This window comes from Foetidibacter luteolus (genome assembly GCF_009650435.1).
In the GTDB taxonomy this organism is placed as follows: Bacteria; Bacteroidota; Bacteroidia; order Chitinophagales; family Chitinophagaceae; genus Foetidibacter; species Foetidibacter luteolus.
Genome location: NZ_VVIP01000084.1, coordinates 1 through 19,674, shown reverse-complemented (window position 1 = coordinate 19,674; position 19,674 = coordinate 1). Strand labels below are relative to the sequence as shown.

At 45.2% G+C, this 19,674-nt stretch carries 19 protein-coding genes; 10 read left to right on the top strand and 9 right to left on the bottom strand.

Features of this window, described 5'->3' with window-relative positions; translation table 11 throughout:
* Nucleotides 1–13: 13 nt before the first annotated feature.
* The 4 genes from F0364_RS25735 (at nt 14) to F0364_RS25720 (ending at nt 5,682) form a co-directional block, all read left to right on the top strand.
* The gene (locus tag F0364_RS25735) at nt 14–1,759 is read left to right on the top strand and encodes a TonB-dependent receptor (RefSeq protein ID WP_153800695.1); all 1,746 of its coding nucleotides are present in this window, start codon (nt 14–16) and stop codon (nt 1,757–1,759) included.
* A gap of 30 nt (nt 1,760–1,789) precedes the next feature.
* Nucleotides 1,790–2,356: a hypothetical protein gene (locus tag F0364_RS25730; RefSeq protein WP_153800694.1), complete on the top strand. Its 567-nt coding sequence runs from the start codon at nt 1,790–1,792 to the stop codon at nt 2,354–2,356.
* Nucleotides 2,357–3,598: 1,242 nt separating this feature from the next.
* Entirely contained in the window at nt 3,599–4,279 is a 681-nt protein-coding gene (locus tag F0364_RS25725; protein ID WP_207632886.1) for a redoxin domain-containing protein, read from the top strand.
* Nucleotides 4,280–4,458: 179 nt separating this feature from the next.
* Complete coding sequence (locus F0364_RS25720; RefSeq protein ID WP_153800692.1) at nt 4,459–5,682, top strand: sterol desaturase family protein; 1,224 nt, start codon at nt 4,459–4,461, stop codon at nt 5,680–5,682.
* A gap of 172 nt (nt 5,683–5,854) precedes the next feature.
* On the opposite strand, the gene F0364_RS25715 is transcribed toward F0364_RS25720, so the two are convergent.
* Together F0364_RS25715 and F0364_RS25710 are read right to left on the bottom strand one after the other, a co-directional pair.
* Entirely contained in the window at nt 5,855–6,199 is a 345-nt protein-coding gene (locus F0364_RS25715) for a hypothetical protein (protein WP_153800691.1), read from the bottom strand.
* Nucleotides 6,200–6,227: 28 nt separating this feature from the next.
* Nucleotides 6,228–8,693, bottom strand: a complete 2,466-nt coding sequence (locus tag F0364_RS25710) for a penicillin acylase family protein (RefSeq protein WP_153800690.1) — start codon at nt 8,691–8,693, stop codon at nt 6,228–6,230.
* 529 nt (nt 8,694–9,222) lie between these two features.
* Here F0364_RS25710 and F0364_RS25705 point away from each other — a divergent pair.
* Nucleotides 9,223–9,630 carry a nucleoside deaminase gene (locus F0364_RS25705; RefSeq protein ID WP_153800689.1) on the top strand — a complete coding sequence of 136 codons (408 nt, stop codon included), beginning with the start codon at nt 9,223–9,225 and terminating at the stop codon, nt 9,628–9,630.
* A gap of 18 nt (nt 9,631–9,648) precedes the next feature.
* Here F0364_RS25705 and F0364_RS25700 read toward each other — a convergent pair whose 3' ends face one another.
* The gene (locus F0364_RS25700; protein ID WP_235921289.1) at nt 9,649–10,650 is read right to left on the bottom strand and encodes a GlxA family transcriptional regulator; all 1,002 of its coding nucleotides are present in this window, start codon (nt 10,648–10,650) and stop codon (nt 9,649–9,651) included.
* Nucleotides 10,651–10,765: 115 nt separating this feature from the next.
* On the opposite strand from F0364_RS25700, the gene F0364_RS25695 reads away from it, so the two are divergent.
* From F0364_RS25695 to F0364_RS25685, 3 genes are all read left to right on the top strand, one after another.
* Entirely contained in the window at nt 10,766–11,158 is a 393-nt protein-coding gene (locus F0364_RS25695) for a VOC family protein (RefSeq protein WP_153800688.1), read from the top strand.
* Nucleotides 11,159–11,219: 61 nt separating this feature from the next.
* A complete protein-coding gene (locus F0364_RS25690) occupies nt 11,220–11,618 on the top strand; it encodes a VOC family protein (protein ID WP_153800687.1) in 399 nt (132 codons plus the stop codon).
* Between the two features lie 41 nt (nt 11,619–11,659).
* Nucleotides 11,660–12,043: an iron chaperone gene (locus F0364_RS25685; RefSeq protein WP_153800686.1), complete on the top strand. Its 384-nt coding sequence runs from the start codon at nt 11,660–11,662 to the stop codon at nt 12,041–12,043.
* Nucleotides 12,044–12,139: 96 nt separating this feature from the next.
* Here the strand turns inward: F0364_RS25685 and F0364_RS25680 are convergent, their stop codons facing one another.
* From F0364_RS25680 to F0364_RS25665, 4 genes are all read right to left on the bottom strand, one after another.
* Nucleotides 12,140–12,712, bottom strand: a complete 573-nt coding sequence (locus F0364_RS25680; protein ID WP_153800685.1) for a pentapeptide repeat-containing protein — start codon at nt 12,710–12,712, stop codon at nt 12,140–12,142.
* Between the two features lie 16 nt (nt 12,713–12,728).
* A complete protein-coding gene (locus F0364_RS25675; RefSeq protein ID WP_153800684.1) occupies nt 12,729–13,142 on the bottom strand; it encodes a DUF805 domain-containing protein in 414 nt (137 codons plus the stop codon).
* Between the two features lie 64 nt (nt 13,143–13,206).
* Complete coding sequence (locus F0364_RS25670; protein ID WP_153800683.1) at nt 13,207–13,641, bottom strand: DUF805 domain-containing protein; 435 nt, start codon at nt 13,639–13,641, stop codon at nt 13,207–13,209.
* Nucleotides 13,642–13,767: 126 nt separating this feature from the next.
* The gene (locus F0364_RS25665; RefSeq protein WP_153800682.1) at nt 13,768–14,514 is read right to left on the bottom strand and encodes a sulfite exporter TauE/SafE family protein; all 747 of its coding nucleotides are present in this window, start codon (nt 14,512–14,514) and stop codon (nt 13,768–13,770) included.
* 90 nt (nt 14,515–14,604) lie between these two features.
* Here F0364_RS25665 and F0364_RS25660 point away from each other — a divergent pair, with 90 nt between their 5' ends.
* Nucleotides 14,605–15,198: a nucleotidyltransferase family protein gene (locus tag F0364_RS25660; RefSeq protein ID WP_153800681.1), complete on the top strand. Its 594-nt coding sequence runs from the start codon at nt 14,605–14,607 to the stop codon at nt 15,196–15,198.
* A gap of 356 nt (nt 15,199–15,554) precedes the next feature.
* On the top strand, nt 15,555–16,337 hold the full coding sequence (locus F0364_RS25655; RefSeq protein WP_153800680.1) for a class I SAM-dependent methyltransferase: 783 nt from the start codon (nt 15,555–15,557) through the stop codon (nt 16,335–16,337).
* Nucleotides 16,338–16,491: 154 nt separating this feature from the next.
* Here the strand turns inward: F0364_RS25655 and F0364_RS25650 are convergent, their stop codons facing one another.
* The gene (locus tag F0364_RS25650; RefSeq protein WP_153800679.1) at nt 16,492–18,813 is read right to left on the bottom strand and encodes an FdhF/YdeP family oxidoreductase; all 2,322 of its coding nucleotides are present in this window, start codon (nt 18,811–18,813) and stop codon (nt 16,492–16,494) included.
* Between the two features lie 61 nt (nt 18,814–18,874).
* Nucleotides 18,875–19,363: a DUF421 domain-containing protein gene (locus F0364_RS25645; protein ID WP_153800678.1), complete on the bottom strand. Its 489-nt coding sequence runs from the start codon at nt 19,361–19,363 to the stop codon at nt 18,875–18,877.
* Nucleotides 19,364–19,674: the final 311 nt, after the last annotated feature.

The window sequence follows — 19,674 nt, the reverse complement described above, 5'->3', positions numbered from 1 at the left end:
TAAACAACACTGAATGAAAAGGATATTCGTCATCATACTCCTGTTAGCCGTAGCTGCATCTTCTGTAAATGCACAGGGCAGAAAAAAACGCACAAGGGCAAAACAGCAAAAGGCACGGACAACAGCGCCTGCTAAAAAACGGCAGGCAGCGCCTAAGGCAGATGAAGATAAAACCGATACGTTGCTTCCTAAAAACGTTATTATCACCTCTACTTTTAAACCCGTTTTAAAGAATGCTTCTAAAATAAACTTCAACGGTACGGCCCTGGCACCGGATAATGAAAGGCCGCAACTGGCTTACAATATCCCATCGCAAAACCTGTTCTTTGCGTACCAGCCTGCTACCCTGCAGCCTATGGCCGCCAATATAGATTCCTCTATTCAATGGGAAAATAAAAGCTTTGTAAAGGCAGGCTACGGTAACTATACCTCCCCATATTTTGAAGCGGGCCTTTCCCTCGGCGATGGCACCAATTCAGTTGTTAATGTGCATGCAAAGCATACTTCTTCCAAAGGCAGCTTGCCTTTTCAAACAGTAAGCAGAACGGGTGCGGATGTTACCGGTGTTTTTCATAATAAAGACAATACACAAGAATGGGCGGGCAAGGTTTTCTTTGACAACAGCGTGCAATACCAATATGGTTTTCAGCCCGATTCTCTTAAAGATATATACACCAAAGACAGCCTGCGCCAGCGCTTTACCCTACTGGGCATGACGCTCGGCCTGCGCAATAAAACGCAGAACATGTACGGGCTTAACTATAACCCCAACATTTACATGGATTTTTTCAGGGATAACCGCGGCGCCAGCGAGCAAAACTTTGTACTCAATACACCCTTGGAAAAATCAATAGGTAAAATATTTGCTTTGGCACTGGGCTTTACCGCTGATTTTACCACTTACAAAAGGGATACCGCCGACAGGATAAACAACAACCTGTTCTACCTTACCCCTGCCGTGCATTTTAAAACACCCAACTTTAACCTGGTGGCGGGTTTTACCCCTTCCTGGGATAACAAGACTTTTCACTGGCTGCCCAACTTTAGTGCGGATGTAAAACTGAAAGAAGAGAAGTTTATCTTCCAGGCTGGCTGGGTGGGCTACTTCAACAAAACCAATTACCGCAATTTGGCCCAGATGAACCCATGGCTACAGCAGCCAACTTTCCTTAACAATACCAAGATAACTGAAATGTATGCTGGCTTCAAAGGCTCGGCAGGCAGCCACGTTACTTATAATGCAAGGGTATCTTACCTGCAGTTTACCAACCAGCCTTTATTTGTAAACGATACCCTCACCGGTAAATCTTTTGAGGTAGTGAACGAGCCTGAAATGAAAGCCATAAGGCTGCACGGAGAGTTGGGCTATACACTGCAGGAAAATTTCTCGCTGCTGGCAGGCGCTACGTTTACACAGTACAGCAACCTTAAGGTAAATGAAAAAGCCTTTGGGTTACTGCCAATTGAAATAAATGGCGCCCTGCGCTGGCGTGTAATGAAAGACATCCTGGTAAAGGGCGATGTATTCTTTTGGGATGGCCCCCGCTACCGCAACAAACAACTGCAGGCCGGCAAGCTTGACCCCGCCTTCGATCTTAACGGCGGCGTTGAAGTTGCCGTATTGCCAAAGTTGAATGTTTGGCTGCAGTTCAACAATATCTTCAACAACAAGTACTACCGCTGGAACCAGTACCAGATGCTGGGCTTTAACGTATTGGCAGGAGTTGTATATTCGTTCGGCCAACCGGCTGCAAAATAACCGGCAAAGGCAAAAACGGAAATACGTATTATGTACGAAGCGCTGCACAATTACCTGGTATTACACAAACAGTTAAACCTACCCGGCATTGGCATGTTAAGGCTGGAGCAGGAGCCTGCAAGGCTTGATTTTATTGAAAAAACGCTTCATTCGCCAAAGCCAGCCATTCATTTTTTAACCGATACGCCTGCACCTGCCAGGCACTTTTATCAATATCTCTCCCGTTGGTTCTCCTTCGAGGAAACCGATACCATCCGCCGCTTTAACGAGTTTGTTTTTGACCTTAAAAGCGATATTGCCGGCAAAGGCAAAGCTATATTGCCTGGTATTGGCACCATTGCTAAAAACCAGGCGGGCGCCTACACTTTTCAAACAGAAGACATAGCTGTTGAGCAGTACTTTCCGTCCATCAGGGCAGAAAGGGTATTGCGGGAAAACGCAGAACACAATATCCGTGTTGGGGAAGATGAAAAAACCTCCACCCAAATGCAGGAACTGCTGTCTGAAAAGCCCCAAAGCCAGCGCTGGTGGATAGCCGCTGTTATACTTGCCGCCGCGGGTATTGCCGTAATAGTTTATTACCATCTTACACATTAAAGCTTTTTTCAGGGGGTGCCCCCAAGCTATCGCAAGGGGTCGGGCTTTCCGCTCATACTCCGGCACAAACCAACCGCACAAGACCTTCACCGGGGTATCCGCTTCAATCCCTCACCCGAAAGACAGTTGCCGGTTACCAGTTGCTGATTGCCGGTCTGTTGATTGTGTAAGTGTTTGAGGCTTTTTAGGGGCGATGGCGTGCAAGTTCTCCACTGCGGCAGAGCCGCAAACATTGAGCTTTGAACAAAAGACCATCGAACAGCAAGCCCCGTAGGGGCGGCATGTTAGTAGATAAGGAAAGATGCGGTTGCAAAGAGCGCCGTAGGTGCGATATGTTAAGCAGGGTGATGTGAACCGCATGTTGGAGGATTACCAGGCTCCGTTGCAAAAGGCTGTTTAACATACCGCCTCTACGAGGCTTTACAACAGGCCGCGATGGTATACCTGCTACTAACATATCGCTCCTACGGAGCTTTGCAGTTGGTTGCGGAAAGGTAAATCAAAAAGCTACCAGAAGGCAGGTTTCCGGTTGCAGGTAGCTGGTTTGTTGTTGGGTAAGTGGTTGAGGTTTTTTAGGGTGATTATGTGCAAAGCCATACAAGGTCAGAGCCGCAAACATTGAACGTTGAACAAAAGAACATTAAACAACCAAAGCCTCATAGAGGCGGCACGTTAGTAGCTAACGAAAGAAAGATTACCCGGAGCGCCATAGGTGCGATATGTTATGCTAATGATGTAAAACAAAGTCCCTGAAAGCAATAAAATAAACGAAGAATATTAAGTGCCGAGGTAGCCAACATTGAACGTTGAACAAAAGAACATTAAACAACCAAAGCCCCGTAGAGGCGGCACGTTAGTAGCTAACGAAAGAAGATTACCCGGAGCGCCGTAGGTGCGACATGTTTCTCACGGGTTTTGAACAAAAAAGGAGTAGCACAAAGCAAAACAAACACGGGCCACGCTATTGCCACTAATACTACCTATCTGCAAGTTACCATCAGGTAAATACGTATTTTCAGTAACCCCAAGCCGCTCTTCCGATTAAAAATAAATTTTTTCAAAAATTAGTCCATTAAATTTGTGGACTAATAATTTTGCAGTATTCTTGCACTAACAAATCACGCTTTATGCAGGTATTTCTTCCACATGTACGATGTTGTTGTGTTTGCTGAAACACATTTTCATTTCCGCCCCGGAAATTCAACCTCAACCTATTTACTCATATCCAATTATTATAGTTTTATGTCAACCATAGTTACTGGCAGTACAAAATTACGCCCTGTAAATCCAGACGATTTACTTTCCGCCCAATCCCGGCATTACGGGTATTACCCGCTTATTAAAGGCAATACAGCACCCTCTTTTTACCTGCACGGGCAGGATGGCATTGCACGCCACCTTGCATCAGGTACGCTAAGCAACGAACTCTTTATTTCCATACAGGATTTTCTTGATTACCAGCAACCGCTGGTACTTACTTTCTATAATGGCCGGCAGGGACAGGAGCCTGCTGTAAAAGCTTTGGAAAGCCTGCAGGCCGATATACAGGTAATGGGTGGCCGCCTGGTTGTACTAACCAACACCTCTGCGAGGTACTTCAAAAAAGCTTTGCGGCATCAAAATAACCTCACCATATTTTACGACAGGGATAACGCCATTGCAGAGCTATTCGGTCTTTACGATGCCTTCAACCCGCTTTGGCAATGGGTTTCCGGTGTGGAGCAGGATGACCTGCCTTTACCGGCTTTCTACGTAATCTCGCCAGACAGGCAAATAGCCTGGCACCACATAGATTACAACCTGTTAACCTATACGAATGACAACTTTGCCCAGCAACCATTCGTTCGGGATTTACTTACTGCGGTATACCATACCCATCAACGGTATAGCTATCAGCCGGTACAATACCGGTCAGTTTCGTAACAGTGTGGGCAGGCATGTACCTGTTTATTGCTGTATGCCTGAATACTAAAACATAAAAATTTCTACCGTTACACCAAACGGAAAGCCAAAATATATCGTGTACCAAACGTTGGCCCGCAGGGCGTATAACCGGGGCACAAACTTTCAAGCAGCATATACCGAACCGATTATTTATAAAGATGCAGATTAATATTCTTGCTTTCGCGGTGCCATTATTTATCAGCCTGATGGTATTGGAGTACCTGGTAGCCAAAAAGAAAAAACTTGATTATTTCAGCCTGCACAACTCCATTGCCAACATAAGCATCGGCATAGCCGAAAGAATTTGCGATGTACTGGTAACCGGCTCTTTTTACTTTGTATATGATTACCTGCAGAAAAACTATGGCCTTATAACCATAAAGCCCGGTATTATACTGTGGATAGTATTATTGCTTTGCACGGATTTTATATGGTACTGGTATCACCGCCTGGCACATGAAGTAAACCTGCTCTGGGCGGTACATGTAGTGCATCACCAAAGCGAAGATTTTAATTATACCGTTTCAGCAAGGATAACTGTAATGCAGGCAGTTGTACGCACCGGCTTTTGGGCGGTACTGCCCCTGCTCGGTTTTCCGGCAGGCATGATAACATCTATGCTGCTGATACACGGTATTTACCCTTTTTTTATACATACCAGGCTAATTGGCAAACTGGGCATCCTGGAATACATACTGGTAACACCCTCTCACCACAGGGTACACCATGCCTCTAACGAAAAATACCTGGACAAAAACTACGGAGACGTATTCATTATTTGGGATAAACTCTTCGGCACCTTTCAAAAAGAAGAAGAAGCGCCTGTATATGGGCTAACCAAGCCGCTAAATACGTACAGCTTTTTATGGCAGCACTTTCATTTTTATATAGAGCTGTGGCTTAGCATAAAAGCCGCTAAAACCTGGAAAGAGAAGATTTCCGTAGCATTTGCACGGCCGGAAAAAATTGACCCATCTTTACGGGAGAAGGCAGAAAAGATATTCCACATCCAGAAAAACCCGGCAGCTATCACCAAGCCGTTAAACAATTATGTTATCTGGCAAATGGCGATATTGCTATCGGCCCTTTTTCTGTTCATCCTGTTTGAGCACCACTTTGACATTTCAGTAAAACTGATTTTTACAACAGCCGTTATTATTACCCTTATTAACTGCGGCGCTATAATGGAGCAGAAAAACTGGGTTTTTTACCTTGAAATATCCAGGTTAGTGGTACTTATGCTTGTTCCGTTTTGCTACCATTACAGTTATGCTGGTACCGCCACCCTGCTTTTCTTGTCTGCGATAGCCATGGTTTTAATAGCCGCATATCACAAAAGCCTGCAGCAACGTTACCTGGATATAGTATACCAGCAACGCTGATTGTAAAGACGTTTTACTGCAGTATGTAAACTGTGGTTGCCCTCCCAAACATCCTACCCGGTGGGCAAAGCTGCGTAGCGAACAAGCCGTACAAGTGAGTGACACAACGCAAGCCTCATAGTAATTCTTCTGCCGGTCCCAAAAAAAATCTGTACAAAATTTGAGGAAACAATCAGGATGGCTTTCTTGTAAAACTGCCGGCTAAAGCAGCAAAGCCAGATACCAGGCCGCCAACAAGCGCCGTAACTAACACCAGCATAAAAGCGGAACTGCCTATGCCCAAAACCTGGGCTATTTTTGTTGCCAGCAGGTGGTTGTTGGCACTATCCAGCAACAGCGCATGCATGCCCCATAAAAGGAAAAGGCCGGCAAAACCCGCCAGGAAGGCGCTTGCCGCTTTTTGGTGAACAATTACCGCTACAATAAACGATGTTGCCGCGAAGCTCCACCAGGGTAAAAATAACGGCGCCGCATATCCAAGTAAAGCGGTGAGTATTATAGCTATGAGAAATTTCATGAGTGCGTATTTTAAATACAAGTTGCAGCTATGCTTTGCTGAAAACAATTTTTCCTTTGACCATTTCTTTGGCGGCAACATCCTGGCCCACAATTTTAATGCGGTAGTATTTGCCCTGTACCCAGTCGTTAATAAAATTATCATAGTATTTGCTGCCGGGGTTGCCGCTTTGGCCGCCGGGGTAAATACCGTAGGCTTCTGTTTCATCGGTAAGATGCACCACCATGCGCCAGCTTGGGCCGTGATACTGCTTGTGCGCATTAATAATGTGCACACCGCCGCCGGCCAATAAGTGCAACCTGCTTAGTGCAGGTATGCGCAAAAGGTGCCTTATGCCACTGTCTTTAAACTTACCCCATGCAAGACTGTTACCCGTGTTGGCTTTCTGCAAAACCTCAGCAGCTTTTTTAAAGGCAAGTACTACCATATCGGTAATGGTTTCTTTTTGCGGTGTGCGAATATCGTCTGCAAATTCATACAGCGAGTCTTTGCCAATACCTTCCAGCAAGCTGCTTTGCGCAGGTTCGGGCAGCGGCAGTTGTGTTTGGGCAAATTCATCCTGGTACATAACAGACATCAGGCTGTCGTACCAGGCGGTAAACACAGAAGCGCCTTTTTCAGCGGCATCGTTGCGCAGGTTCCAGGCAATAAAAATGTCATACAGTTTTTTCTCACTGTTGCTCAGTTGTGATGCATCCATGTATTTGGTGAGCACCGGCTTGGCCAACCTTGCAAATACATTGTAGTTATCTGTTTGCATTATCTGCATGTCTTCGGCGGTAAAGTTCTGGCGGTTGGCCAGCTTCCAGTTAATGATAAAACCGCGGTAAGGTGGATAAGAGCCCCCGAGATAGTAGGGATAAGCCGTATCGTAAGGGTATTGGTTAGCGCTGCTTACAAAACCCCTTTGCGGGTTTAGCATGGTAATGTTCATGCTGTCTGGTATCATGCTTTGCCAGCGGTAAGCACTGTCGCTGCCGGGCATTGCAAAATCTCCCTGCCAGCGCCATTTGGCCGGAAACTGTCCCTGCTGGCGAATAGCTATATCACCGTTTTTAGCGGCAAAAACCATGTTTTGGCCAGGGCATTGGTAAGTGGCAATGGCGTTGGTATAATCATTAAAATTTTTGGCCCTGTTTAAGCGGTTAAAAGTAAGCAACTCGTTGCTGGCATCGTGCGCTTTCCAGCGGCAGGCATAGGCTTTGCCGTCTTTAAGGGCATCCTCGTAACGGCTGTCGTACATTACAGGCCCCCATACGGTCATGGCTATGTGTTGTGTATCGGCAGGTGCTCCTTTTATTTTTATTACTTCATCTCTAAAGGTGGTGGGTTGCCAGGTGCTGTCAAACCAGTATTCCCGCATGCTGGTATCCCTGAATGTTATTTCATAATAATCCCTGACATCTCTTTCTGCATTGGTAAACCCGAATGCGCAGCTATCGTTAAAGCCTATCACTACCGAAGGCGTGCCGGGAAAGGTAGCGCCATAAGCATTAAACTCCGGGGTGGAAATCTGCATTTCGTACCAGATAGACGGCAGGTTTAAACCCAGGTGAGGGTCGTTGCACAAGATGGGCTTACCGCTTTTTGTTTTGCTGCCCGCTACCGCCCAGTTGTTGCTGCCATTGGCAGGGTCTGGTTTTAATTTGACCTTAACGGGTATCGAATCGTTTTTCCTGAAGTCAAAGTACAACGAATCCGCTGTGGCCGGCTTTTTTACGACCAGTGCAGATTTTGCTATAGGTGTGCCTTTGGCTATTACAGGGTCAAGAATATCCTGCCCGTAAGGGTACAATTTTTTAAACTGTTCTTTGGTAAATATGTGTTTGGCGTTGGTTTTTTCAAAGTCTTCTTCAAAGCCGGCCAGGTCGTACGCCATGTACTTCATAAACAGCGCGGTTTTAAGGTTGGTCCAGGATTCGGGCTTATAATCCAGCAGTTTGTATTCCAGGGGCAGGCTGCCTTCGTCCAACGAAGCTATGTAGGCATTAACACCCGCGGTGTAGGCGTCAATTTCAGGTTTTATAATCTCATCCGCCTCCATCACTTTCAGGGATTGTTCTGCAGCGTACACCATGCCCAGCCGGCGAAAGAATTTATCTATGGAAAGAAAGTCAGTACCGGCGTAACTGGCGCCCATTATTTCGCTTAACCTGCCACCGGCGGCATGTGTTTGAAACTCCATTTGCCACAGCCTGAACCTTGCGTGCAGGTAACCCTGCACAAAATAAGCATCCGTTTCATGCTCGGCATACACATGCGGTACCAGCCGGTCATCAAAATAAACATCTGTTTTACCCTGCAGGTAAGCCGACTGAATATTGCCATCAAATTTTTTAGTGTCTGCCTCTGCATTTTGCCAGAAGCCCTTTTGCGGAGAAAGGAAATAACCCAGCCTTGGCGTTTTTACATTGCCCATGGCAACAGGCTTGTCAAGCAAAACAATCAAAGCAACCGTTATCACCGCACTCAGTACTGATAAAAACCACCGCATAACCATTATTTAAAACTGAAAGTAATAATAAAAGCAATGATAACATTTTTCAGCAGAAGAATAAGACCGGCAGGTAAGTGGCGGAAACTTCACACATCATACATCTAAACTAAAAAAGGTACTTCGTATTCCCCCCTTCGTACATGTTTTCATCGTACATCCCACATCTAACATCTAACATAGTACAGGTACTTCGTACTTCACCCTTCGTACTTGTTTTGGGGGTGCCCCCAAGCTATCGCAAGGGGTCGGGCTTTCCGCTATTACTCCGGCACAAGGCCATGCTGCGATGGCCTCACCGGGGTAACCGCTTCAATCCCTCACCCGAAGGTGCAACAGGCTGCTTCTTTTGCTGGCATACTTTATTTGCTACCGTCATATTATGCAACTCAACATGAGCCCTGCCAGGTTGGCTGATGGGGTACAATAGTACCTGGCTATTGAATACCTGTTGGGGCCCTTGCTTTGAAGAACAAATTACGGGACAACACTACCTGACCAGCTAACTTTACACCTTAACTATTAACGGATGAAAACCACGCCCGATTTTATAGACAGGTGTTTGATTTTGGCAAAACAAGCCGCGGAAAAAGGTAACAGTGCAGTGGGTGCGCTTATTGTAAAAGACAATTACATAATAAGCGAGGCGGAAGAGGCAGTTAAAACAAAAAGCGACATTACCTGTCATGCGGAAATAGAGGCTATCAGGCAGGCCGTTACAACGCTGATGACAAACGACTTGTCAGATTGCGTATTATACTCAACACATGAGCCATGCATTATGTGCTCTTATGCTATACGGTATTATAGCATTAAAGAAGTTATTTATTTGCAGCCATCCCAATACCTGGGCGGGGTTTCATCTGCGCTGCCGTTGTTAACTACTCCTCATGTTCCACCCGGCTGGAGCAATGCGCCCAGGATTAAGCGTGTTTAGTGCAGGCAGGTAACTACTTTACGCTTCTGCAGCCACTCTTGCATACTTGTTGCGGTATTCTATGGGTGTTAGCCCGGTAATTTTTTTAAATGTATCCCTGAAAGCTTTGGTATCCGTGTACCCCACATCAAACATTACCTCGCTTACATTTTTCCTGGAAACTTCAAAGAACCGTTTGGCCGCTTCAACACGCACCCTTTGAATGTATTCAAAAGGTGTATTGTTGGTGGCCTGGCTAAACCTGCGTTCAAAAGTTCTGCGCCCGGTATTAACGCTTGACGCCAGGGCGTCTATCGTTAGTTTGTCGCTGTAGTTTTTCTCAATAAAATCCTGCACATGGATGATGTCTTTATCCGTATGTGTTTTTTGCCCTTTGAACATGGAAAAAACAGCCTGGCTGGTGCGGTCAATATCCAAAGCAAAATTTTTTGAGATAAGTACAGCCGTTTCCCTGTCAGAAAACTTTTCTACCAGGTAGAGAACCAGGTTCCAGAGACTGCTGGCGCCGCCGCTGCTGTATATATTGCCCACTTCGGTGATAATAGCGCCATCCGTTACAACTTCTACATCGGGGTACCGTTGCCGAAACTCCTCCAGGTAGGCCCAGTGGGTAGAGCACCTTTTACCATTTAGCAAACCGGTTTCAGCAAGTAAAAAAGCGCCTAAGCACAAACTGGCAATGCTGCACCCGTTTTTATACAGTTGCTGAATGTAGGGTATAGCTTTTGCATTTGCCTTTATGCCCTGCAGGGTATCGCCGTAAGCAGGGGGAACAATTAAGAGATCTGTGGTAGTTACATCTTTCAGCAAGCGGTCAGTTTTTATGGTGTACTCACCATCGTTTGCAGGAACAAATTTTGTAAGGCCCACGTATTCCACATCGAAAACAGGCTTTTTGCCACCGGCAATAAGAAAGTCGTTAGCCGTTTTAAAGGCACGGTATGGCGGCGTTACCGCTTCTATAACGCCCCTGGTTGGAGCAAACACAGACACCTTCATGAACTTGTAAAATTTAAGCATAAATATAAGGTATGGTTGTCGCTTTTACCCCATGAAGTTGTCGTTTTTGCCGTGGGTGCCTGTAAGAACTAAAACTCATTTTTGTGTTATCCAATTAACAATAACACAGCAAATTATGGCAAAGAAAATTTTTATCAACCTGCCGGTGGCAAACCTTACAACGTCTATGGATTTTTACACAGCAATTGGGTTTACCAATAACCCTGCTTTTTCTGACGACACGGCTGCCTGCATGGTTTTAACGGAAGAGATATATGTGATGCTGCTGACACATGCCAAATTCGGTGAGTTCTCCAACAAAAAATTAACGGAAACCGGCACCGGCAGTTGTGCCATCTATTCCGTTTCTATGGACAGCCTTGAAGAAACAAATAAGATGGCGGATGCCGCACTGCAAGCCGGCGGCAGTGAACCTAATCCGCCAAAAGATTATGGCTTTATGCAGCAAAGAAGCTTTACTGACCCGGATGGCAACCATTGGGAGGTGATATACATGGCGAACAATTGATTAGCTGCACCACCCTGGCAGTAATGAGCACAGGGTTAAGTAATCTTAAATATCAACCTGCATGTTGAAAGATGATTTTTCATTTGGAGTATATCTTGCCTTTAATGGCAATTGCCTGCAGGCTTTCAATTATTACCAATCCTGTTTTGGCGGAGACCTGAGTGTGCAAACTATGGGAGCTACGCAGCATGGCCGGAAAATGACCAGGCAAATGCAGGAAGTTGTTATTTGTGCCACCCTGGAGAACCATTATTTTAAACTGATGGGAACGGACCTTACAACTGCCGGAAGACTTGTTCCGGGGAATAATATAAGTATCCTGGTCGAATGCAACTCCGCTGAAAGGGCCCGGTTTATATGCAACCTGGCAGGCAACAATTATTGCCCGGTAAGCAATACAGACCACCTGATTGAAATAACCGACAGGTACAGGGTACACTGGATATTCAGTCTTCGATAAAAATCATCAATTACAAGGCTATTATGTAAAAACACACCAAAATGGCAAAAACAGATTACAAAACAATTGACCAATATCATCAGGCTTTTCCCGCAGATATTGTACAGAGGATGCAAATCATAAGGGAGATTATTCACCAGGTAGTGCCCGGTGTGAAGGAGACGATCAGCTACCAGGTACCCTGTTTTAAGTACCACGGCTATTTAATTTATTACTGCGCATTTACCAAACACATAACGATCTCCAACCCTTACAGTGCGGCTTTTTGGGAGCATTTTAAATTAGACCTGGAAGGTTACAAGGTAAGCAAATCCGCTATCCAGCTACCGAACGACCAACCATTGCCGGAGAAGCTGATTAAGAAGATCATTGAGTTTCGTAAGAAAGAAAATGTTGCTGCTGCCAAAACAAAGAAAGCTGGTTAACGCATGCAAGCGTAGATGCTTTGGCTTGCCTCTTCCATCCACCGATCCATCAACGCTTACTGATTAATTTGCAGTATTTACAGTATAACTACAAAGTTAATCCACCTCTATATCATACTTGCGCAACAGACCTGCCAGGCCGGTAGCTGAGAACCTGGCTTTTTTAATTTTATTAAATTGGGGGTCAATTGTATAGTTGTAAGCTGTGCGAAAATCGGCTTTTTCAAGTATGCTGTTTTCAAACAGGGCTTTGTTTAAATCGCAGTTTGCAAATGTGGCGCCGGTTAGGTTGGCTTCGGTAAAATCAACTTCCTGCAGGCTGCAGTTTTTAAATACAGTTTTCTTAAGATTGCGCTGGTAAAAAGAACAAAGGTTGGCTACGCAGTCTTCAAAATAAACGGAGAACAAAAGTGTGTTGCAGTTTTCAAAGTGCAGGCCAAGCATTTTACAGCCGGTAAACTTTACGTCGCTAAACGTGGTATTGTGTACACTTGCTGTGCCCAGGTTGCACCCATTAAAAGTGCAGCCTGAGAAATTAATATTAGAAAGCTCGCTGCCGGAGAAATTACAGTTGATAAAACTGCAGTCTTCATAATCAGCCCGCGCCAGTGGCTGAAGCGTGAAATCCTTTTTTTCAAAAGTTTGTTCTTCGATATAGGTTTTGCTCATGAATGTTTCTGCAGAGTTATTGCTTCAGGTGGTTACCGATTTCATCAATCTCATCCAGGTTATGTATGGCTTTCGGGTTTAAGCCATATTTATTGGTGCCGGGTTCGCTATCAGTACATAAAAGAACCAACAGCCAGATAGCGCCTACGAACGGTACAAAATAAATAAAAAACCAGGTGCCGCTCTTACCAATATCATGCAGACGCCTTACCAAAACAGCAAGCCAGGGTATTAACATTGCCAACATGTATAATCCAAAAACATAAGAAAATGGATCCCAGGCGAGTTCGTAGAAATCCGAAATGTTTGCCAACAAAGCAAGTGCGAAGAAAATAGCAACATTAAAAAGTATAAAATACCAATATTCACTGCGCCTTGCCCTGCCGGTAAAATTTGCGTAGTTTTTTAAAGCGTTCAGGTAGTGTTTCATTTACAAAATTGTGTTTAGGTGAAGATTGTATATGCAAGCCATCAGAGGCTTTTAAATGGGTATGCTATTGGACTAAGTGATTGCCTATATTATCAACATCATCTGGATTGCCAATCCCTTTGGGATTAGGCCCCCACTTATTCGGCCCCACCTGGCTGTCTGTAAATAATAACACCAGCAACCATATAGCTCCAATAAAGGGAATAAAACTAATCAGGATAAACCAGCCGCTTTTTCCTACGTCATGCAGCCTTCGCACCAGAACCGCTAAACTTGGAATAAACACTGCAAGAGCATACACAATATAAATGGAGCCATAAAAAAGGCTTTGGGGACCGTAAGCAGTCTCGAAAGTAAAATCTGTACCTATAACATTATCCATTAAACCAGCAGCCAGGCTAAATAGAAAATTAAACAACACAAAATACCAGTATTCACTTCTACGGCTGCGGCCGGTAAATGTTGCATACTTTTTTAAGACCTCAATGTAGTACTTCATGGCAATTTGATTTTTTTTAAGAGAGTTAACCGTTAGGCTTGTGGGCCGATTACTTCTCAAGATAATCACTGGGGCTATTAAATAACCCCAATCCCATGTCTTTAAACGTAATTTAATGTTCTCCCCCTACCAATGCTTCCACAACACTTCCACTCCCGCCGCAAATACCACTACGGCGGTAATACGTTTTACGGCCAATTGGTTAAATTTCAGGGCAGCCATGCGGCTGCCAATCTGCCCGCCTGCAAGCACCGCCAGGCACAACAGCAAAATGCGGGTGTAGTTAATTTCTGCCGGTAAATTTTTTAGCTGCCCGGCTATGCCCGCCACGGAGTTAACCAATATGAAAACACTGGCCGTGGCGGCGATGCGTTTGGGCACGTCCCACCGGGATAGATTAAGCAGCGGAGATAAAAATATACCGCCACCTATACCTACCATGCCCGAAAGAAACCCAATGGCGCCACCCAGCAGGCCATCTCTTACATAGTTTGCGTTGTTACCGTTAGCGCCAACTATGGCATTCTTTGTTTTCAACCAAAGCAGGGCGCCCGCAACCAGCAGGCTAAAGCCCAGTACAATAAAAAAAGTATCCTGGCTTATTTTAAGGCTGGCGCCTGCATAAGCCAGGGGTATGCTAACTGCCACCAGGGGAATAATCTTGCGCCAGTTTACCTGCTTGTTTTTAATAAAGACGATGGTACCCCCCGTAACTACAATAATGTTGCACAGCAATGCTGTTAAGCGCATTTCCGCAAAAGGTAAATGGTACAATGCCAATATGGCCAGGTAGCTTGAGCCACCTCCCAACCCTACGGACGAATACACGAATGCTATTACAAGAAAAAAGAAAACAATTTCCAGGTGCTCCATAACAATTTTACAAGCTGGTTACACAGAAATGGTAAGATGCAGTAAATTTATCTGTTTCAGAAAAATTTCTATATCAACAATGCTATCATTATGCTAAGCGCTATTGTACTGGCCGCGGGTTTATCCAAACGCATGGGGGCTGATAATAAGCTGCTGCTGGCTTACAGGCAAACAACGGTGCTGGCAGCTACCATCGCTAACATTATTGCCGCGGGCATTACAGATGTTATTGTAGTTACCGGCCACCAGGCATCTGCGGTTAGTGAAAGCATTGCAGGTTTACCGGTAAAAATTATACACAATACGTTGTTTCAGAAAGGCATGACCACTTCTATACAGGCAGGTATTCAACACACTGCCGGGCAGGGTTATATGATATGCCTTGGCGATATGCTAACCATAGAGCCTGGGGAATATGCCCTGCTTGCCAAAGCTTTTACAGCGCAAATAATGGCTAACCCCAACTGCATTTGCCTGCCGCGCTATCAAGGGGAAAAAGGCAACCCGGTAATTTTTTCCACGGTATATAAAAAAGATATACTGGAGCATAAGGATATGGAGGGCTGCAAAGCCATCGTGCAAAACAACCGTCAGCATATAACCTGGGTAGATATGCCAACCAATCACATACTACAGGATATGGATTATCCTTATGATTACGAGCAACTGGTTTCGCCCGTTTAACATGCTGCTTTTCGTAGTGTAAAGTTTGGATTTTTCGGGGTGCCCCCAAGCTGCGCAAGGGGCCGGGCTTTCCGCTACTACTCCGGCAGAGGCCCCCCACTGCGACGGCCTCACCGGGGTAGCCGCTGCAATCCCTCACCCGAAGGTGCAACAGGTTGCTTTTTTGCCAACATGTTGTATACACAGCTCAATTGCACTTCATTGCAGTTAAACCAGTAAATACAACGTTAAATGTGCTATATAAAGACAGTGCTAAACCTATATATTTACAAACACTTACTTGTTGTTTACGCAACAACTACTAAACGTTGGCGTAAGTAATGTACAGCAATCACCAACAATTATTCTTTTGGAAAATGCGTGAATTAATTAAAAAGATAACCCCTTCGTTTTTAAAGAAACAGTATAGGGAATACGTTAAGAGAAAACAGGTTAAGCCCTATAAGGGAGATAAGGTAGTTTGCACTATTTGCCATTCCACGTTCAGGGAGTTTGGCCCCTTTGGTTTAGTAACCAGGCAAAATGCATTATGCCATAACTGTGGGTCTTTAGAGCGGCACAGGCTAACGTGGAAATATCTGCAGGAAAAAACAGATTTCTTTAACCCGGGCAAAAAGACACAGCTATTGCATTTTGCCCCGGAGAAAGCCTTATATGATGTTTTCTCTGAAAACGAAAATATTGAATACATCCCGTGCGATTTGTTTCCTGAATATTATAATTATAACGGAAAGGTTGATATAAGAACTGTGGACATAACCAATATTCCGTTTGAAGATAACCGCTTTGATGTGGTATTGTGCAATCATGTACTTGAACACATACCTGATGATAAACTTGCCATGCGTGAATTGTATAGAGTATTAAAAAAAGGAGGATGGGCAATTTTACAGGTGCCCATTGATTACAATAGGGCAACAACGTATGAAGATTTTTCTATTAGAACACCTGAAGAAAGGTTAAAGGCGTTTGGCCAAAGTGATCACGTAAGGTGGTATGGCCGAGACTACAAGGACAGGCTGGCGGAAGCCGGCTTTAAAGTAACCGAAGATAGTTATGTAAAAAGTTTTTCTTCCGGGGATTTATTCCGCTATGGGTTAATGGCATCCGAACTGATATATTATTGCAAAAAAGAATAGAAGGAATAATAAACTACGATGCTTCTACCATGCGGGAAAAGCCGCATAGCGAACCTAACAGCGCAAGAGTGCGACGCAACGGTAACTCAATAGCAGTTCTTCTGCCGGGCCCATAAAATTCTTGCAACAAATAACTTTTAGCCGCTTAAAAAAGCTACAAAGCTGCCCCATGTTTTACAAGCCGTACCACCACAGATTTGGAGGCAGGCGTATTGCTGGTATGCGCCACAGCATTAATACTTACCAATGCATTGGCTTCAGGAAAATAAGTAGCAACGCAGCCCCGGGCAATAGGCATGGGCACTACTTTAAACATTCCGGCCCTGCGCTCTTCATTATTAAACCTGCTGATGATATCCACCACATCAAACTTTTGTAAACCGCATAACTGCATATCCGCTTCGTGCATCATCACCACACGCCGCTCATTATGTATGCCTCGGTAACGGTCGTCCATACCGTACACAGTGGTGTTAAACTGGTCATGGCTGCGTATGGTCATCATCATAAATTCACCGGGCTGCAGCGTATGTTGCGGCAACGGTAACACGCTAAACACAGCTTTTCCGCTATTGGTTTTAAAGTTTCTTTCTTTAACAGCATTGGGCAAATAGAAGCCGCCTGGCCTGCGCACTTTGGCATTATAATCGTCAAAACCGGGAATTACTTTTTCCACCAGGTTCCTGATGGCGTCATAATCATTCACCAGGCCATCCCAGTCAACGGCAAACCTGCCGGCAAAGGTAGCTTTGGCCAGCCTGCAGATAATGGCTACTTCACTTAACAAATGCGCTGACGGCGGCATAAGCACCCCCTTTGACATTTGTACCACACCCATTGAATTTTCGCAGCTTACAAACTGCTCTTTGCCCTGTTGTATGTCTTTATCCGTACGGCCCAGGCAGGGCAATATAAGTGCCCGCCTGCCATGCACCAGGTGGCTGCGGTTAAGTTTGGTAGATACATGTACCGTTAACTGAGTACGCCTTAAAGCTTCCGCGGTAAAAGCTGTATCCGGCGTGGCTGATAAAAAATTACCGCCCATGGCAAAGAACAGTTTCACCCTTCCCTCATGCATGGCTTTTATGGATTCTACTACATCATAGCCATTATGGGCCGGCGGGGTAAAACCAAATACCTGCTGCAGGTTTTGTAACAACAGGGCCGGAGGTTTCTCCCAAATGCCCATCGTCCTGTCGCCCTGTACATTGCTATGTCCGCGTACAGGGCATACACCAGCGCCGGGTTTGCCAATGCTGCCCCTAAGCAGCAGCAGGTTTACAATTTCTTTAATATTGTCTACCGCGTTGCGGTGCTGGGTTAGCCCCATTGCCCAGCAAACGATGATCTTTTGGCTACTGCTTATTAAGCGTGCCGCCTGCTGAACAAGCTCCTCTTCTACCCCGCTTTGCTGCACACACTCCTCTAAAGAACATTGTTGCAGGGCGGCCATAAAATTTTCGTAGCCGGATGTATAGTTGCTGATAAAATCATTGTCTATAACGGTGCCGGGGTGCTGCTGCTCCTCCTTTATCAACAGCAACATGATAGCTTTTAACAAGGCCACATCTCCATTAATGCGTACCTGTAAAAAAAGGTCGGTAAGTTTTGTGCCGCCAGATAATATTTTTTGCGGGCTTTGCGGGTTAATAAAATTCATTAGCCCCGCTTCGGGCAATGGGTTTACAGCGATAATTTTCCCTCCATTCTTTTTGCATTTTTCCAATGCAGACAGCATCCTGGGGTGGTTGGTACCCGGGTTTTGCCCCATCACTATCACCAGTTCCGCATGCTGTATATCATCCAGCGTAACAGAACCTTTACCAATGCCAATTGTTTCAGTAAGCCCGGCGCCGCTGCTTTCGTGGCACATGTTAGAGCAATCCGGCAGGTTATTGGTACCCACCATGCGTACAAACAACTGGTACAAAAAAGCCGCTTCGTTACTTGTTCTGCCAGAGGTATAAAATACCGCTTCATCCGGGTTGGCAAGGGCATTAACCTGGGTGGCAATTAAACTAAAAGCATCCTGCCAGTTTATGGGTTGGTAATGGCTGCTGCCTTCTTCCAGCAATACCGGTTCTGTCAACCTGCCCTGTTTGCCAATTTCAAAATCGGTAAGCCTGCCCAGCTCTTCTACACTATGCTTAGCGAAAAACGCTGCTGTTATCTTTTTCTTTTGAGCTTCTTCCGCAATGGCCTTAATACCGTTTTCGCAATATTCGGCTATGGCAGAGCGCTCATCATCCGGGTCGGGCCAGGCGCAGCCCGGGCAATCAAAGCCGCCTTTCTGGTTTAATGCCAGCGATGTTTTCCAGGCATCGGCCAGGGACATATATTTCAGCATCTGCTTAAAGGAGGAAGCAATGGCAGGCAACCCTACTGCTTTGGGCAGCAACGGCGTTTGATGCAGGTGGCTAAAACGCTGCGGCGTTAAAGCGATATCATCTTTTACCAGGTTTTCTTTCAGTGGCATAAGCAACAATAAAACGGCTAAGTTAAAAAAAGCATGCGGGCGCCCTGGTTAAAAGTAAGGCTTATCCCTTCTTCAGCACGGTTATCTCACCGTTGCGCTCCATGTATACACGGTCAATTTTTTCCAGGTTTTCCGTCATGGCTGCGGCCCGTATGCCACGCATAATATCCTCTTTGCCCACCAGTGCCCGGCGCATATTAGCGTCTATAAAATTACCATCTTCATAAAGCAATATTTTGTTGCCTTCCGCAAAACCTCCAAACCTATTGCTGTGCAATACAAGCCAACCGAAAACACGGTGCAGCACAGCTATAACCAGGCCGGTAGCCACCACTGGTAAAAATGGCGAAGCCCCAACAATTGCCCGGCTTAATACGGCGCCCAGGGTTATAGAGATGATATTATCCATTGGCGTTCGCAAACCAAAAGAACGCCTGCCTGATATGCGGAGGAACAGCAGTGTAAGCAAAAAGATAACGATGCCCCTCAGCACCATTTGCAGCGTTTCAAGGTTGCTGCCCTGGCCAAAAATTTCAATCAGGTATTTCATATAGAAGCGGTTTTATCTGCCAAAAATTATCGGCGGCATACAGCAATGCCGGCTTTTACCCTCTCAATTTACAGGCCAGACAACAATGCGTTGCAATCGTAATTTATATCTATCTAAAAGTACGAGATACGAAGTACGAAATACGAAGTACGAAGTACCTGAATTCAACAGGTCTTTTCCTGGCCATCAGTATCTTTTCGTTGCCTCAGATTGTTATATTACAGCAAGTATGCAAATCAAAGTACTTTATACTTCACTTTTCGTACTTGCTTTTAGTATTCTTTCGCTACTTCTCACATTTTCACATAACA

Excerpts from the sequence above, each read along its gene's own strand:
- F0364_RS25735 (WP_153800695.1), top strand. The coding sequence starts at position 14 with ATGAAAAGGATATTCGTCATCATACTCCTGTTAGCCGTAGCTGCATCT.
- F0364_RS25730 (WP_153800694.1), top strand. The coding sequence starts at position 1,790 with ATGTACGAAGCGCTGCACAATTACCTGGTATTACACAAACAGTTAAAC.
- F0364_RS25725 (WP_207632886.1), top strand. The coding sequence starts at position 3,599 with ATGTCAACCATAGTTACTGGCAGTACAAAATTACGCCCTGTAAATCCA.
- F0364_RS25720 (WP_153800692.1), top strand. The coding sequence starts at position 4,459 with ATGCAGATTAATATTCTTGCTTTCGCGGTGCCATTATTTATCAGCCTG.
- F0364_RS25715 (WP_153800691.1), bottom strand. The coding sequence starts at position 6,199 with ATGAAATTTCTCATAGCTATAATACTCACCGCTTTACTTGGATATGCG.
- F0364_RS25710 (WP_153800690.1), bottom strand. The coding sequence starts at position 8,693 with ATGCGGTGGTTTTTATCAGTACTGAGTGCGGTGATAACGGTTGCTTTG.
- F0364_RS25705 (WP_153800689.1), top strand. The coding sequence starts at position 9,223 with ATGAAAACCACGCCCGATTTTATAGACAGGTGTTTGATTTTGGCAAAA.
- F0364_RS25700 (WP_235921289.1), bottom strand. The coding sequence starts at position 10,650 with ATGCTTAAATTTTACAAGTTCATGAAGGTGTCTGTGTTTGCTCCAACC.
- F0364_RS25695 (WP_153800688.1), top strand. The coding sequence starts at position 10,766 with ATGGCAAAGAAAATTTTTATCAACCTGCCGGTGGCAAACCTTACAACG.
- F0364_RS25690 (WP_153800687.1), top strand. The coding sequence starts at position 11,220 with ATGTTGAAAGATGATTTTTCATTTGGAGTATATCTTGCCTTTAATGGC.
- F0364_RS25685 (WP_153800686.1), top strand. The coding sequence starts at position 11,660 with ATGGCAAAAACAGATTACAAAACAATTGACCAATATCATCAGGCTTTT.
- F0364_RS25680 (WP_153800685.1), bottom strand. The coding sequence starts at position 12,712 with ATGAGCAAAACCTATATCGAAGAACAAACTTTTGAAAAAAAGGATTTC.
- F0364_RS25675 (WP_153800684.1), bottom strand. The coding sequence starts at position 13,142 with ATGAAACACTACCTGAACGCTTTAAAAAACTACGCAAATTTTACCGGC.
- F0364_RS25670 (WP_153800683.1), bottom strand. The coding sequence starts at position 13,641 with ATGAAGTACTACATTGAGGTCTTAAAAAAGTATGCAACATTTACCGGC.
- F0364_RS25665 (WP_153800682.1), bottom strand. The coding sequence starts at position 14,514 with ATGGAGCACCTGGAAATTGTTTTCTTTTTTCTTGTAATAGCATTCGTG.
- F0364_RS25660 (WP_153800681.1), top strand. The coding sequence starts at position 14,605 with ATGCTAAGCGCTATTGTACTGGCCGCGGGTTTATCCAAACGCATGGGG.
- F0364_RS25655 (WP_153800680.1), top strand. The coding sequence starts at position 15,555 with ATGCGTGAATTAATTAAAAAGATAACCCCTTCGTTTTTAAAGAAACAG.
- F0364_RS25650 (WP_153800679.1), bottom strand. The coding sequence starts at position 18,813 with ATGCCACTGAAAGAAAACCTGGTAAAAGATGATATCGCTTTAACGCCG.
- F0364_RS25645 (WP_153800678.1), bottom strand. The coding sequence starts at position 19,363 with ATGAAATACCTGATTGAAATTTTTGGCCAGGGCAGCAACCTTGAAACG.